Here is a 14,449-nt window from a genome sequence, read left to right as displayed (position 1 = left end):
CACAAGGAACAGACGATCCAGGAAAGGCTCCTCATGCTGAAAACCATTGCCGACGGCATCCTCGTTCACGAAAGCGAGTTCATCCAGAGCAACTCTGTCGTTGTCGAGGGCAGGGATGGTGTGCTGCTTATCGACCCAGGTATCACCGCTGCAGAGATGGCGGCCATCGCCGATGATCTTCGCGACCGTGGCACGCCCGTGGTGGCCGGATTCTCGACGCACCCCGACTGGGACCACGTGCTGTGGCACGAACGCTTCGGCGACGTGCCCCGCTACGGAACAGCCCGCGGTGCGGCGTATCTCGCGGAGCTGCTGGTGCAACCCGACTGGGAAGCCCAGGTCGCCGAAGGACTCCCGCCGGAATACGCCGACCAGATCCCGATGGACTTGCTCGGCCAGATCAGCGGATTGCCCGCCACTGTTTCGGAGGTCCCGTGGGAGGGTCCCCGCATCCGGGTGATCGAGCACCGTGCCCACGCCGCGGGCCACGCCGCACTCGTCGTCGAGGAGTCTGGCGTTCTTGTCGCCGGAGACATGCTCTCCGACATTCTCATGCCGTTTCTCGACCTCGCTGCCGCGGATCCGATCGGAGACTACCTCGAGGCGCTGCGGTTGTTCGAGGGCATAGCGGATGCCGTGAGCGCTGTCGTTCCCGGTCACGGATCTGTCGGCGGCAATGCGGAGATGCGGACGCGCGTGGAGCAGGATCGCGCGTATGTGCGGGCGTTGCGAGACGGGAAAGAGCCCGACGATGTGAGGATCGGCCCGTCCGCACCGTTGGACTGGTTACCTGAGGTGCACCGGTGGCAGCGTCAGCGACTCGAAGAGATTCAGAACGGCCACACGAGCGGGACGTAGAGCACCGCCACAGCGACGAAGATCAGCGTGAGCGGAAGACCGATCCGCCAGTAATCGCCGAAGCGATACCCGGCGGGCTGCATGACCATCATGTTGGCCGGCGTCGAGATTGGGGTCAGGAACGCTGCGGCACCACTGACGGTGAGCGCCATCATGAAGGGAAGGATGCTGACCCCGAGCACACTCGCAACGGAGACGGCAACCGGCGCGATCACGAGGACGGTTGCAACGTTCGACATGAACATCCCGAGGATCACAGTTACGACACAAATGGCGAGCAGGGCGAGGTGCGGCGAGGCTTGCCCGACGACGTTGAGCAGGGCATCTGCGACCAGGTCGGCCGCGCCCGTCGCGATGAACGCGGAGGACAGCGGGATCATGCAGGCGATGAGAACCACGGGCTCCCACGCAACCGAGCGGAATGCCTGCGTGGGGGTCAGTACCCGGCTGAGGATGAGTGCGCCGACCGCGAGCACCCCGGCAACCACCGCGGGCACAACCCCGGTCGCGAGAAGGAGAATCATCCCGGCGAGCACGACCAACGCGCGGCGTGCGCCGCGTCCGAGCGGAACGCCCCGCTGCAGTGACCGGGGCGAGGTCACAGCGATGACATCCGGGGAGCTGACGTATCGGTGCAGGGCCTCCCATGGCCCCTGAACGAGCACGGAATCACCGGCACGGAGCGTGAGTGCCTCTCCGTTTGCCTCGAGTCCGGTTCCTTCACCGGGCCTGTTGAGCGCGAGGATGACCAGATCTTCGTCGCGGGTCCGCATGCCCGCGCGTACCGAGCGACCGATCAGCGAGGATCGCGGAGCGATGAGAACCTCGAGGACGCCCTCGCGCGGGCCGAAGTGGCGTCGCGCAGTGACGTCGACATCGTAGGTTGCCCGCCACGCTTCAGCGTGCTCCTCGGGGTCGCTCGATTCCTCGGCGAGTCTCTCGGCCTCGCGGTGCGGAAGCAGCAGGCCGCCAAGGCCGGCGGTGACAGCGAGCGTCAGCACGACGAGCGGGATGCCGACCAACGCGAATTCGAAGTAGCCGAACTCACGACCCCCTGAGCGAGCGGCCAGGTCGGAGACGATGATATTCACGGGGGTTCCGGTGAGCGTGAGCAACGATCCAGCGCTGGCAGCGAAGGCAAGCGGCATCAGCATCCGTGAGGGAACAATTCCCGCGCGCACCGAGACGACGACGGCGATCGGAAGCAGGGCAGCAACGGCACCGTTGATGCTGATGAGAGCCGCAAGCGCTGCCGCCATCGCGCCGATGAGAATGGTGAGTCGCGAGCGGCGTTGTCCGGCTCGGCCGATGATCTGCTTGCTGATCCACGCGGTAACGCCGGTGGCCACCAAAGCTTCACCGACGATGAAGAGAGTGGCGATAAAGATGACCAGCTCGTTGCCGAAACCGGCGAGGGAGTCTTCCAGTGTCAGCAGACCCGTGGCCCAGAGGGCCAGGGGAACAGCCGCGGCCACAAGCACCGGTGGCAGGCGGTTCGTAACGAATGCGATCACCACAGCTATGAGGATGACGAAGATTACGGTCACCTGATCCATCGACGGCGCCTCATTTCCTGCGTTTATTCAAGCGCCCGATGTCGCGCTCGAACGCGCAGCCCTCATTGTCTCATTCGGTTCTGAAGGGGGCTCCCGGCGAGTGCTGATAGCCGCTCACTGTGGCGCGTTCGAAGAAAAGCTTGACTGTGTTCCGAGGACACGGTTTCTACTGGGCACATGTTGGTGTCGAAACACACGGTGAAGCCGGGGAACGGCCAGGGCCTCCCCCGCTATCACTGGTGGCAGCTGTTCTCGCGTTCCCTCTTTCACCTCGACCTCACGGGCGAGGGCGGCACGCCAGAGACGTGGTCCGTCGACGTCCGGCAAGCCGGCGATGAGGACGGAAACGTGTACGCGGAGCTCTACCGCAATGGCATCCACCACGCTCGTTCTGAGCTCCCCGCGGCTTTCGCGGTACCGGGTGGCACCATCGAGGTTGAGCTCAGCATCTTCGGGCTGAAGCGCAGCCACTATGTGACCGCTGACGGGTGGGAGCAGCAGCTTGTTCCCGATCCGGCTTCCGCCGAAGGACTGCGCGCCCACCTGGACCGGACCTACCCGGCGCTGAGCCGCGCTATCGGCATGGCATCCGCGCTGATCCTCGTTGTCGCACTCGTGCTGGGCGCTCCGCAGGTCATCGAATTGATCACGCAGGCTCCACCCGTCGCGGAGCGCCTCGGCACGTTCTCCAGCCCCGTCCAGCTACCGGGGTGGGCGAACGTTTCGCTCACGGTGGCAGCGGTTGCGGCGAGCACCGAGCGCGCACTCCGACTGCGCTACAACCGCATCCTCGACGGCGGCTTCTTCGACGGCGACGACTAGCCGACCGCCGACCCAGCGCCACCCGTTGACACACTCCACGCCGCACGACCCATCAGGAGGAACGACATGTACGAACCGCAACCGGCCGACATCGCCCTGCCGCCAACAGTATCCATCGAGCTGACTCATCTCTTCCCGGTTCGCGTTGAGGCCGGAACATCCGCGGGTGACAACACCTCAATTGATCGAAGAGACTGGGGTCGTGGCGAATCCCGAACTGGCAGATGACGGCACTAACGCAGCAGAGGTGCTGGCTATCGTCGACTGGCTGGAGGAACATCGCGTCGTCTATCAAATCAACGGCGGTTGGGTAGTAGATGCGTTGGTCGGCCAGCAAACGCGGTCGCACCGCGATGTGGACCTCTTCCTCGACGAAGCAGCCCTCGATGCTGCGTGCTGGTGGCTCACCGAGCGGGCTTACGTCTGCGAAACGCGGACTGGCTCCCTGCACGGATCGAGATGAGCTGCGGTGCTCAGCGCGCGGACCTTCATCCCCTGACCTTCGACGGCGATGGCAACGGTCTCCAACACGGCAGGGGCGGCGAGGTCGTCTTCTGCCACCCTGCCGCGGAGCGCACGACGGGACTTATCGATGGCCGTGCGGTGGTGGTCGCGACCGCGCACCGCTTGAGGCAGCTGCACACGGGCTACGAGCCGCGTGCCGTCGACGTGCACGACCTGGCGCTGCTCGACCGACTATCGACCTAGCGGTACGGTCTCGGTCCGCGCCGCTATCCTCACGGGCAGACGCGAACGCTGCGTCCGTCGAAACCGACGATGTCGCCCAGCTGCAGCTGCCGGCCGCGCCGGCGATCAACCTCGCCGTTCACAGTCACGAGGCCGTCGATGATGGCCTCTTTCACGTCTCCACCGGAGTCGAGGAGTCCGGCAAATTTCAGGAACTGCCCGAGGCGAATGTTCTCTCCGCCGATCGCGACGTCGTCGATCGGAAGCGGATTTTTCATATTCGAATGTTAGTCGACCGGGTGTCGGCCGCCAGGATCGTGGGTCAGCCACCCGCGGCGGCGGATACCGCTTCGTGCCTTCTCTCAGTGTGGTGAGGTGGTGTTGAAACGTGTGGTGAGGTGGTGTTGAAACCGGACGAGTGAGCCGTCGAACCGCCACTCGTCACGACTGAATCCACCGCACGCCCGCGCGGGATTTTCCGCAGCACACTCCTTGCGGTACCGGACCGAGCGGGCCATACTCGGCTGCAGCAGAGCTTGTTCGTCAAAAGCCTGCACCCGTTCCCGAACCGAGCGCACCCTCTACACGTGCAAGCCCTCCATGAACCATTTGGAGGTTTCCATGTTTTCTACAGCCTCGAGAGCCCTGACTCTCGCAATCGTCGCGATGGCCGGAGTACTCGCTCCGTCGATCGCCGGCACTCCCGTTGAGGCGCATCCCCCGGTCGCGGCCGACCCGGCCGTTATCACGAAGTGGGACGCCATCGCCGAGCGGACGTTCTACGCAGAGAACGCCGTTCCTGTTCCGTTATCCAACCTGTATTTCGGCTTCGTCTCCATCGCCATGTACGACGCTGTCGTCGCGATCGAGGGCACGTACGAACCGTACAATCCCCAGCCTCGCGCACACCGTGGGGCGTCCCCGGAGGTCGCGGCTGCCACGGCGGCGTACGTCGTTCTCAACCATTACTTCCCGAAGTCGGCAGGCGCCCTTCGAACGGACTACCGAAATTCCCTCACCGGGATCACGGACCGCGCCGCGCTCGGCCACGGAATCCGCGTCGGCGTCTCAGCGGCGCTCAGCCTCATCAAATCTCGAGTCGGTGATGGGCGCAATGCGGCGATCACGTTTGATGCCGAACCCGCCCCTGGAATCTGGCGCCCGACCCCGGATGCCTTCCTTCCGTTCGCGGTTCCCTGGTTGGGCTTCGTGCGCCCGCTGGCGCTCGAGTCGCCAACGCAGTTCGATCTCCCCGCCCCGTACCCGCTCGACAGCGAGGCTTACGCTGCGGATTTCGCGGAGGTGAAAGCGTACGGCTCACTGACCGGCTCAGCACGGAATGACGTACAGACCGAGATCGCCCGGTTCTTCAGCGCCAACCCGGTAGCGCAGTATCACGCGGCACTGCGTGACGCTGTGGCACAAAGGGGGCTGAACATCGTCGACACTGCACGAGCGTTCGCACTGCTTGGAACGTCGAACGCTGACGCATTGATCACGTGCTGGCGTGCGAAATTCGACGTTCCTACCTGGCGCCCGATCACCGCGATCCGCGAGGCGGACACCGACGGCAACGATGCAACTGTGGCTGACCCAACGTGGACCCCCATGGTTCAGACTCCGCCCTACTCCGACTATGCAAGTGGGCACGCCTGCGTGACCGGCTCGACATCCAACGTCTTCGGCTACCTGTTCGGCGAGAATTCGCTCGACATCGACATCCCGGCCCTTGTGCCCTCGACGACCACGAGGCATTACGAGAGCACGGAGGTCTGGGACCAGGATGCGATGGACGCACGAGTCTGGCTCGGGCTCCACGTTCGTCAGTCCATGGGATTCGCGAACGAAGTCGCGCACAAGGTGTCGGACTGGGTCCTTTCGACCCGGTTCCGTCCGGTGGGCTGATGACCGAAGACCGCTAGCGCCGAACCGGTCGCTGCGGACACCGACCGGCTCGCTCTGCTGGGGCCTGGGCCTCGAGCGGCTAGCGAGCCGGGCGGATGCCGCGGCTCACGTCCAGCTGGGGAGGTGCTCGTCCACATAACGGGCGCCATAGGCACCGTTCGGAACGATTTCCTGAATGCGGGTGAGGTCGTCGGCATCCAGCGTGACGTCGGCGGCCCCGAGGTTCTCCTCAAGGCGAGTGATGCTGCGGGTGCCGGGGATCGGGACGATGTCATCGCCTTGCGCGAGCAGCCAGGCGAGGGCCAGCTGTGCCGGGGTGATTTTCTTCTCGCCGGCGAGCTCGCTGAGTTGATCGATCGCGCGCTTGTTCTTCTCGAAGTTCTCGCCCTGCCACCGTGGGTCGAAACGACGCATGTCCGACTCGTCGTACTCCGACGCGGGCTTCACCGCCGATGTCAGGAAGCCGCGTCCGAGCGGAGAGTAGGCGACGAACCCGATCCCGAGCTCGCGGAGCGTGGGAAGGACGTCCGCTTCCACCCCGCGCTCGAACAGCGAATACTCGGTCTGGAGCACCGAGACCGGATACACGGCGTGTGCACGCCGAATCGTTTCTGGGCCGGATTCGCTGAGCCCGAAGTACTTCACCTTGCCCTCGGCGATCAGCTCGCCTACGGTGCCCGCGACATCCTCGACCGGGACGGCCGGATCGGGGCGGTGCTGGTACAGGACATCGATCACGTCGGTGCGGAGGTAGCGGAGACTGTTCTCCACCACTCGACGGATGTTCGCTGGACTGCTGTCGTTGCCATTGGGGTTGCCGTCGGCGTCGTAGGCGAAACCGAATTTCGTGGCGATCTGAACGTCGTCACGGATCGGCTCGAGCGCTTCTCCGACAAGCGACTCGCTGAGTCCCTTGCCCTGGTTGTACAGCTCAGCGGTATCGAAGAGTGTCACGCCGAGTTCGTGGGCGCGGCGGATCACCGCGATGCTCTCGTCGCGGCTGCCTCCGCTGCCGTAGAACGCGGTCATCCCCATCGTCCCGAGTCCGAGTTCCGAGACGGTGAGTCCCTGGGTTCCGAGATCGCGTGAGTTCAACATCAGATCTCCTGTTCGTTGTCTCCTGCGACGCTACGACTGACCGGGGTCGCGGGCAATGCCCTATCGGAACACCTCTTCTGTGGCTTCCGTTGACGAGACCGGATGACAATGGGCTCATGGCACGCATTCTCACCACCGGTTCCACCGATGGACTCGGCCGCGCAACGGCCGAAGCGCTCCTCGACGCAGGCCACCAGGTCATCGTGCACGCCCGCAACACAGAGCGGGCCGCCGCAGTCTCTCCGCTGACCGCCCGGGGCGCAGAGCTGATCATTGCCGACCTGTCCGACCGGCACGCCGTGCTCGATGCCGCCGACGAACTTAACGCGGGGCCACCGATCGACGCGGTTATCCATAACGCCGGTGTGATCTCGGGCGCTGCGCTACTGCCCGTGAATGTGGTGGCTCCTTACCTCCTTACCGCCCTGCTGCGCACGCCCATCCGTCACGTCTATCTCAGCAGCGGCATGCACCGAAGCGGGAGGACGAAACTCGACGGACTCGACTGGGATGGACGCCGTTCGACGGCCAACTACTCCGACAGCAAACTGTTCGTGGCAGCACTCTCCGCTGCGATCGCGGACCGCTGGGCTCCCAACGTCCTCGCGAACGCCGTCGACCCGGGGTGGGTGCCGACGAAGATGGGCGGTGCCGGCGCGCCCGACGATTTCGACCTCGGGCACCAGACTCAGGAACGCCTGGCCACCGACCCTCACCTTCAGATCAGCGGCGGCTACTGGTACCACGGCGCCCAGCAGCAGCCAGCGCGATCCGTGAACGACCCAAAATTCCATGAGCAGCTCCTCTCCGCCCTGGCCGACGCCACCGGCGTCACCTTGCCCGTCAGATAGAGCCGGCGTCCCGATCAGCCCCGACCCGCAAAAAACAGAGGGACGCCCCGTACATATGGCTGATGTTGACGCGAAGTAGCGGCAGGATGGGTTCCGTGAAGATTCTCTCGATTCAGTCGGCTGTTGCCTACGGGCACGTCGGCAATTCGGCCGCCGTTTTTCCGCTCCAGCGAATCGGAGTGGAGGTGCTGCCCGTTTTTACGGTGAATTTCTCGAACCACACCGGTTACGGAGCGTGGCGCGGGTCCCTCATCGCGCCCGAGGAAGTGAAGGACGTGATCCTCGGGATCGAGGAGCGCGGCATCCTCCCGCAAATCGACCTCGTGCTCTCGGGGTACCAGGGCGGCACCGGCATCGGTGAGGTCATCATCGACGCGGTAGCGCGGGTGAAGGCGGCCAACCCCTCGGCGATCTACGCTTGTGACCCGGTGATGGGCAATGCGAAGTCCGGATGCTTCGTGGCCCCGGAGATTCCCGACCTGCTGCGCGACCGCGTTGTGCCCGTGGCCGACATCATCACGCCCAACCAGTTCGAGCTGGGTTATCTGACGGGAACAGAGCCGCTGACCCTCGCTGACACTCTCGACTCGGTCGATCTCGCTCGCGCGATGGGACCGTCGACCGTGCTCGTCACGAGCGTGGAGCAGCCCGACCGCCCGGAGGGCACCATCGAAATGCTCGCCGTCGACGGTGAGGGCGCGTGGATCGTCCGCACTCCGCATCTGCCGTTCAAGGCGAACGGATCTGGGGATGTGACGGCGGCGCTGTTCTCAGCGCACTATCGCGAGACCGGTAGCGCCGCCGTTGCTCTCGAACGCACCGCGTCGAGCGTGTTTGACCTGATCGAACTCACCTACAAGTCGGGCCAACGCGAACTCCAGCTCATCGAGGCCCAGGAGTTCTACGCTCACCCGCGACTGCAGTTCGCCGCCACGCGGGTGCGGTAACTCGAAGCGCCAGCAGCCCCCGACGGCCTCCCGTTCGCGAGATCGATCGCTATTCTGGCCCGATGCCGGCTCCTGCGTGCCTGCGAGCGCTGAGTCCAGCTGCCGCTGACCCCCATGCGTCAAGCCGATCACGCACGTCTGGACGTCGTTCCGAAGCCAGTGCAGCAACGTAGGCGTCCTCAATCACATCGGCGATCTTCACTCGAGCGCCGCTCTGCGCTGAGAGCACCGCCCCCTCGACCATGGCGAGACTCAAGATGTTCGCGTGAATCTCGCCCGACGGGACGGCCCCCGTCCGAACTGATTGCACGAACTCCACGAGCGATCCGTGAATCTCTTCCACGGATGGATCGGCGTCCGTGGTGTCAACAACCGAAACTGGTTCGCCGTCACGCTCCTGCATTGTCGCTCGTTGATTGCCATCCCACGTCGCAGTCCCCCTTGACCCATTGACGCGCCAGGACCCATTCCACGTTGTCTCGAGCCCGTCGCTGCACCAGCTCCCGGAATATAGGTATCGCACCCCTCCATCGAACTCGAACTGGGCGGTCGCCGCTGCGTCGCCGCGATACCAGCTCCACCCCGGATTGAACTCTTCACAGAAAACAGAGACGGGGTCCGCTTCGAGAACATATCGCGCCGCATCGAAAGAGTGAATCGCCATGTCGACGAGAAGCACATGGTCCATTTCGTCCCGGAATCCACCAAATCGGGGCGCCTTATAGAACTCCGTCGTCGCAAAACCGAGTTGGCCGAGACATCGAACCTGATCCCGGAACGCCGAAAGCGACCTGTAGTAGCGCCGAGATTGGCTCGTCATCAGCAGTTGCCCGGCGACCTCTGACGCGGCGGCGAGCGAGAGGGCTTGCGCGACTGTGGAGGCGATGGGCTTCTCGCACAATACCGGGAGACCAGCGAACAGCGCCTCAGTGTTCACAGGATGGTGTGCTGCTGGCACCGTCACGTTGACCACGGCATCGGCGCCGACCGTCGCTGCAATCTCGGAGACACTAGTTCCAATCACCACGTCAACGCCCCGTTCAGCTGCTGCACGGGCTGCCATTGTCGTGTCGAGATCCACGATCCCGACGAGTTGGACGTCGTTGTTGTCTTCGAGCGCACTCATCCATGCCTTGCCCATACCGCCCGCACCGACTAGGACGACTCGCAGCGCACAGTCTTCCTTCTCCTCGTGCGTCATCGGACGAGGGCACCCTGGTAGTCGCGCCCATTGTAAAAGTCCTCAGTCTCGTACCGGAGAAGCGTGGGGACCTCGCGTTCAGGTCGCACTGAGTGTGCCCATTCGACACCATTCGAGAGCACGCGCCTCACGTCTTTGTGGTGATATACGGGGTAGTCCTGGTCTCCAGGGCTGAAGAAGAAGATCTTTCCATGGCCGCGTTTGTACGTCATTCCAGAACGGAAGACTTCCCCACCGCTGAAGCTCGAGAGGAAAACGAGCTCATCCGGCGCGGGCACATCGAAGAACTCGCCGTACATCTCCTGCTCTGGGATGATGAACGGATGCGGAACTCCCTGGGCGATTGGATGGGTCGGGTCTACGGTCCAGACGACCTCGCGGTCGTGCTCTGCGCGCCACCGCAGCGTGCACGACGTCCCCATCAGCTTGCCAAAAATTTTCGACCAGTGCCCAGAGTGCAGAACTAACAGACCCATCCCTGCCAGTACGTGCTGGTGCACCCGCTCGGCTACCTCGTCCGCGACCTCGTGGTGAGCGATGTGCCCCCACCAGAGCAACACGTCTGTGGCTGATAGTACTTCCTCAGAGAGACCGTGCTCGGGCTCGTCCAGAGTGGCGGTGGTTACCTCCACCCGACCACCAAGATTCTCCTCCAAGCCATTCTTGATGGTGTTGTGCATCCCGTCCGGGTAGATCGCCAGGACCTTCTCCTCGATCTGCTCGTGGCGGTTTTCACCCCAGACAAGCACGCGGATGCGCTGGGATTTTTTAATCTGTGCAGTCATAGTCAATCCTTAGACTCGGTATCGTGTGCGGTCATCGTGGGCGCGACAGGAAGCCACACCCTCATGGCTCCGGCCCCCCGGTTTGCCCAGAGCGCGTAGGGAATAGCGATGCAGGTCGAACCTGTGGCGGCGTCGGCGAAGCGCAGAGTGGTCGTGCCGCCGAGAAGCTCGGGGTCGCTCTGAACCGAGACGGATGCCGCAACGTTTGCTGAGACGACTGTGTCGTCGACGACAAAACCCGCCTGCTGATCCACTTGCTCGAGACAGTAAACGAGCGGCCCCCGTTCGAGAGCGACAGCGCCCCTCACCGCGTCAACCCGCTGATGGGGTGCTGTCGCCCTCACCTCCAGGGGCAAGGAGAGGTGCACGACGTCCCCGACAGCAAAGAGACGCTGGATGATGAGGTACTCACCAGCAGGCGTTGCTTGCCGTTGAACATCCGCCTCGTCCACACCGGTCGACCTGACGGACCAGGTTGCCCCCGTCGCCCATTCCGGGATGCGGAGCGAAAGCTGCTGTGTTGCCCCCGTCGCAGCGGTCACCTCAAGTTCGATTTCACCAACGTATGGATAGTCCCCAACCACCTCGATTGTTAGCTGTTCAGACCGAATGGTCCCAGCAATGTACTGGTGCACCTGAAGACCACACTCGTCGGTTGTCGCGACATAATGCCCCAGTTGGGCAAGCATGCGCATCACGTTCGGCGGGCAGCAGGCGGTGGAGAACCAGCGCTGGCGTCCGAGCGCCGGGCTGATACTCGACGCGGCCACTTCCCCTGTACGGACCTGAAGAGGGTTGGCGTAGAAGAATTTGTCGCCAGAGAGAGCTACGCCGGCGAGCATCCCGTTGTATAGCGTTCTCTCAATGAGATCCGCATAGCGGGACCTTCCCGTTGCGAGCAACAGTCGCCAACTCCACTGGATGCTTGCAATTGCCGCGCAGGTCTCTGCGTAGGCGCGATCAGCGGGCAACTCAAACGGCGCACCGAACGACTCACCTTCCCAGCGCGAACCCATGCCGCCTGTGATGTAGGTCTTCGACTCGACGACTTTCTCCCACTGCCGTTCGAGCGCTGCAAGCAGATGGACGTCACCAGTCTCCACAGCGACGTCCGTCGCACCCGATGCGAGGTAGAGCGCGCGAACGGCGTGACCCTCGAGGGTCACCGCTTCGCGCACTGGAACGCGGTCGGAGAAGTAGGTGAAATCGAACGCACGTCCGTGGTGGTCTCCCCGACCGCGACGGTCGACCGCCCACGCTGCGAGGTCGAGGTAGCGCCGCTCACCGGTCTGTCGGTATAACTCGACGAGCGCCATCTCGATGATGGGATGTCCATCCACCCTCGTCGTGAGTGCTGGCCCGAACGTAACAGTGAGCAAGTCGGCCGCACGAGCGCTGACGTCGAGCAAAGTTTCGTCGCCAACACCGCGGGACGCAGCAACCGCTGCCTGGGACAAGTGGCCGAGACAGTACAATTCGTGGCTCACAGCGAGATCTGCCCACGGTACCCCCGTGACAACTTGGACGAAAGAGTTAAGGTACCCATCCGTTCTCTGGGCGGCAGCGACCGTGCTCTCGAGTAATATGCGCTGCTCATCGAGAGCAGAATCGCTATCGCGCTGACTTTCCCACGCGGCGGCCTCAATCCACTTGTAAACATCAGAGTCCATGAACACGGGCCCGTGATACCCGAGCGACGCAGCATCCAGCCCGCTCGCAGCGCCATCGATGCGCTCTCCAGGCCTCAAGGGCGCGGAATCCGAAGCAGCGACCTGAAGATTCTCGACGTTCCCTGCCTCGTGGAGCTGTCGAAAACCATCCGGTAAGCCGACATTGCGGTTGGCCTCGAGTCTCGCGCCCCAGAAGCCTCCGCGGATCTCGCTTACCGCTGCGGGAGTCAGCGTTGCGATTGCCGAGACGGTGGGACGAACCGGGCCGCTAGCCAACTTGACGTCAATCATGCTCAATCCTTCACTGCGCCAGCGGTCACGCCAGCTGCCACGTATCGTTGGGCGACGATCAACAAGATGGCCGCCGGAATCGACGCGATGACCGCCGTGGCCATGATGCCGTTCCAGTTAGTGGTGGTCGACCCGATGTATCGATATAGCCCGAGCGTGAATGGCACGATGCTGTTCCCGGAAGTCAGCGAGGTCGCGTTCAGGAAGTCCGCCCACGCGAACAGGAACGAGAACAACGCGGACGTGACAATCGCGTTTCGACTCAGCGGAATCACGATCGCCACGAACGAACGCCAGTTGCTCGCACCGTCGATCTTGGCGGCCTCGAGGAGCTCGTCAGGAATGCCGATCATGAACGCCCGCAAAATGATCACCGCAAACGGCACTGATGCCGTCGCATCCGCCAAGATCAGGCCGGGGTATGTATTGAGCAATCCCACGGCGTTGTAGATAGCGAACAGCGCCGTGACGAGCACAATGCCAGGAATCATCTGCGCGAGGAGGAAGACAAACATTACAAGTCCTGTACCTCGCACCTTGAATTTGGCCATTGCAAATGCGGCGGGCAGCGCGATGAGCAGGGTGAGGATGACGGTGCCAAGCGAAATCACAAGGCTGGTCATTAGGTTCGGCAACTGGGTCGTGATCGCGGTTACATAGCCATCGATGGTCGGGTCGCTCGGAAATAGGCTGGGCGGGCTCTGAATTAGGTTCTGCGGTTTCGTGAACGAGACGTTCACCATCCAGTACAAAGGGAACAGCAGGATCGCGCATAGCACCAGACCCAGGCCGAAGTTGATCCAGCGTCGGGCCGGGGATTCGAGCACATTCACGACAGTGCCTCCTTTCGCTGCGCACGGATATAGATCAAGCCGAAGACCAGTGCGACCACCACCAAGATTTGCCCCGCTGCGGCACCGACCCCAAACTCGAGGTCGGTGAACGACTTTTCGTACGCCCACGTCGCGAGGGTGTGCGAACTGTTTGCCGGGCCGCCTTGCGTGAGGATCCAGATCACGTCGAACACTTTGATCGTGTAGACCAGCCCCAACAGCAGCGTGACTGCGGTGACGGGCTTCAGCAGCGGCCAAGTGATGCTCCGAAAGGTGCGCCACCGAGAGGCACCGTCCAACGCGGCGGCCTCGTACAGACTCTCGGGGATAGCCTGGAGACCCCCATAGAGCAAAACCATGTTGAAGGGAATACCGAGCCAGATGTTTACGAGGATCACCGACCACAGCGAGACTGAGGGGTCAGTGAGCCACCCGACTTCCGCCCCGAGCGCAGCGTTGAGAATTCCAAACTGCTGGTCAAAGATCCACCGCCAGGCAGTCGCCGAGACAATAAGCGGTAACAGCCACGGCAGGAGAATCAGGGAACGGAATGTGGTCGACAGAGGAAATCGGCGAGTGAAGAAAACCGCGAGGGCAAGACCGATGGTGAACTGCCCGGCGAGTGAAACCAACGTGAAAACCACCGTGTGCCATGCGATCGTGCTGAACAGTTGATCGGTGAGAATCGACACGTAGTTATCTATGCCTACGAAGGGAGCTTCCCCTGTCACGAAGGCTCGCGGTCCGTAATCTTGAAAGCTCAAGATGACGCCACGAATAATGGGATATACAAAGAAGATCCCAAGGAATGCGATGACGGGTGCCATGAAAGCGGCGGCCGACAACCCGAGCCGCAGTGTTGCGCGCCTCCGACCTCGGGTGCGGCCCGGCTGCTGAGCACCTGGCGGCGGCACGGGTGCTGCGATAATCACGGGGGCAGACACG

The 14,449-nt window shown here is 63.1% G+C and carries 15 protein-coding genes; 7 read left to right on the top strand and 8 right to left on the bottom strand.

Annotated elements, in window-relative coordinates; all coding sequences use genetic code 11:
- The first annotated feature begins 33 nt into the window (after positions 1–33).
- Positions 34–858, top strand: a complete 825-nt coding sequence (locus tag AC1C2N_RS09430) for an MBL fold metallo-hydrolase (RefSeq protein WP_495433804.1) — start codon at positions 34–36, stop codon at positions 856–858.
- Here the strand turns inward: AC1C2N_RS09430 and AC1C2N_RS09425 are convergent.
- The gene (locus AC1C2N_RS09425) at positions 831–2,414 is read right to left on the bottom strand and encodes an SLC13 family permease (protein WP_495433803.1); all 1,584 of its coding nucleotides are present in this window, start codon (positions 2,412–2,414) and stop codon (positions 831–833) included. The genes AC1C2N_RS09430 and AC1C2N_RS09425 overlap by 28 nt on opposite strands.
- Positions 2,415–2,591: 177 nt before the next feature.
- Between AC1C2N_RS09425 and AC1C2N_RS09420 the strand changes: the two genes are divergently transcribed.
- The 3 genes from AC1C2N_RS09420 (at position 2,592) to AC1C2N_RS09410 (ending at position 3,944) form a co-directional block, all read left to right on the top strand.
- Complete coding sequence (locus AC1C2N_RS09420) at positions 2,592–3,236, top strand: hypothetical protein (RefSeq protein WP_495433802.1); 645 nt, start codon at positions 2,592–2,594, stop codon at positions 3,234–3,236.
- 166 nt (positions 3,237–3,402) lie between these two features.
- Positions 3,403–3,699, top strand: a complete 297-nt coding sequence (locus AC1C2N_RS09415; RefSeq protein WP_495433801.1) for a nucleotidyltransferase domain-containing protein — start codon at positions 3,403–3,405, stop codon at positions 3,697–3,699.
- A complete protein-coding gene (locus tag AC1C2N_RS09410; RefSeq protein ID WP_495433800.1) occupies positions 3,696–3,944 on the top strand; it encodes a nucleotidyltransferase domain-containing protein in 249 nt (82 codons plus the stop codon). Before AC1C2N_RS09415 ends, AC1C2N_RS09410 begins: the two co-directional genes overlap by 4 nt.
- 29 nt (positions 3,945–3,973) lie before the next feature.
- Here the strand turns inward: AC1C2N_RS09410 and AC1C2N_RS09405 are convergent, their stop codons facing one another.
- Positions 3,974–4,201 (bottom strand): RNA-binding S4 domain-containing protein, encoded by a 228-nt coding sequence (locus AC1C2N_RS09405; protein ID WP_495433799.1) that lies wholly within the window; start codon positions 4,199–4,201, stop codon positions 3,974–3,976.
- 343 nt (positions 4,202–4,544) lie between these two features.
- On the opposite strand from AC1C2N_RS09405, the gene AC1C2N_RS09400 reads away from it, so the two are divergent.
- Positions 4,545–5,828, top strand: a complete 1,284-nt coding sequence (locus tag AC1C2N_RS09400) for a vanadium-dependent haloperoxidase (protein WP_495433798.1) — start codon at positions 4,545–4,547, stop codon at positions 5,826–5,828.
- A gap of 105 nt (positions 5,829–5,933) precedes the next feature.
- Here AC1C2N_RS09400 and AC1C2N_RS09395 read toward each other — a convergent pair whose 3' ends face one another.
- A complete protein-coding gene (locus AC1C2N_RS09395; protein ID WP_495433797.1) occupies positions 5,934–6,926 on the bottom strand; it encodes an aldo/keto reductase in 993 nt (330 codons plus the stop codon).
- Positions 6,927–7,042: 116 nt separating this feature from the next.
- Here AC1C2N_RS09395 and AC1C2N_RS09390 point away from each other — a divergent pair, with 116 nt between their 5' ends.
- On the top strand, positions 7,043–7,777 hold the full coding sequence (locus AC1C2N_RS09390; protein ID WP_495433796.1) for an SDR family NAD(P)-dependent oxidoreductase: 735 nt from the start codon (positions 7,043–7,045) through the stop codon (positions 7,775–7,777).
- A 95-nt stretch (positions 7,778–7,872) separates the two neighbouring features.
- Positions 7,873–8,724, top strand: a complete 852-nt coding sequence (gene pdxY, locus AC1C2N_RS09385; protein ID WP_495433795.1) for a pyridoxal kinase PdxY — start codon at positions 7,873–7,875, stop codon at positions 8,722–8,724.
- A gap of 49 nt (positions 8,725–8,773) precedes the next feature.
- Here pdxY and AC1C2N_RS09380 read toward each other — a convergent pair whose 3' ends face one another.
- Genes AC1C2N_RS09380 through AC1C2N_RS09360 form a run of 5 tightly spaced genes read right to left on the bottom strand, consistent with a single transcriptional unit; the run spans position 8,774 to position 14,448 of the window.
- On the bottom strand, positions 8,774–9,925 hold the full coding sequence (locus tag AC1C2N_RS09380; RefSeq protein ID WP_495433794.1) for a Gfo/Idh/MocA family protein: 1,152 nt from the start codon (positions 9,923–9,925) through the stop codon (positions 8,774–8,776).
- Positions 9,922–10,710, bottom strand: a complete 789-nt coding sequence (locus AC1C2N_RS09375; protein ID WP_495433793.1) for a ThuA domain-containing protein — start codon at positions 10,708–10,710, stop codon at positions 9,922–9,924. Before AC1C2N_RS09375 ends, AC1C2N_RS09380 begins: the two co-directional genes overlap by 4 nt.
- 2 nt (positions 10,711–10,712) lie before the next feature.
- Positions 10,713–12,671 carry a glycoside hydrolase family 127 protein gene (locus tag AC1C2N_RS09370; RefSeq protein ID WP_495433792.1) on the bottom strand — a complete coding sequence of 653 codons (1,959 nt, stop codon included), beginning with the start codon at positions 12,669–12,671 and terminating at the stop codon, positions 10,713–10,715.
- 2 nt (positions 12,672–12,673) lie between these two features.
- A complete protein-coding gene (locus AC1C2N_RS09365; RefSeq protein WP_495433791.1) occupies positions 12,674–13,504 on the bottom strand; it encodes a carbohydrate ABC transporter permease in 831 nt (276 codons plus the stop codon).
- Positions 13,501–14,448, bottom strand: a complete 948-nt coding sequence (locus AC1C2N_RS09360) for a carbohydrate ABC transporter permease (RefSeq protein ID WP_495433790.1) — start codon at positions 14,446–14,448, stop codon at positions 13,501–13,503. Before AC1C2N_RS09360 ends, AC1C2N_RS09365 begins: the two co-directional genes overlap by 4 nt.
- Position 14,449: the final 1 nt, after the last annotated feature.

This window comes from Mycetocola sp. Y791, from assembly GCF_059445325.1.
The sequence above is the reverse complement of the archived record's forward strand: the minus strand, read 5'-3'. Positions and strand labels throughout refer to the sequence as shown.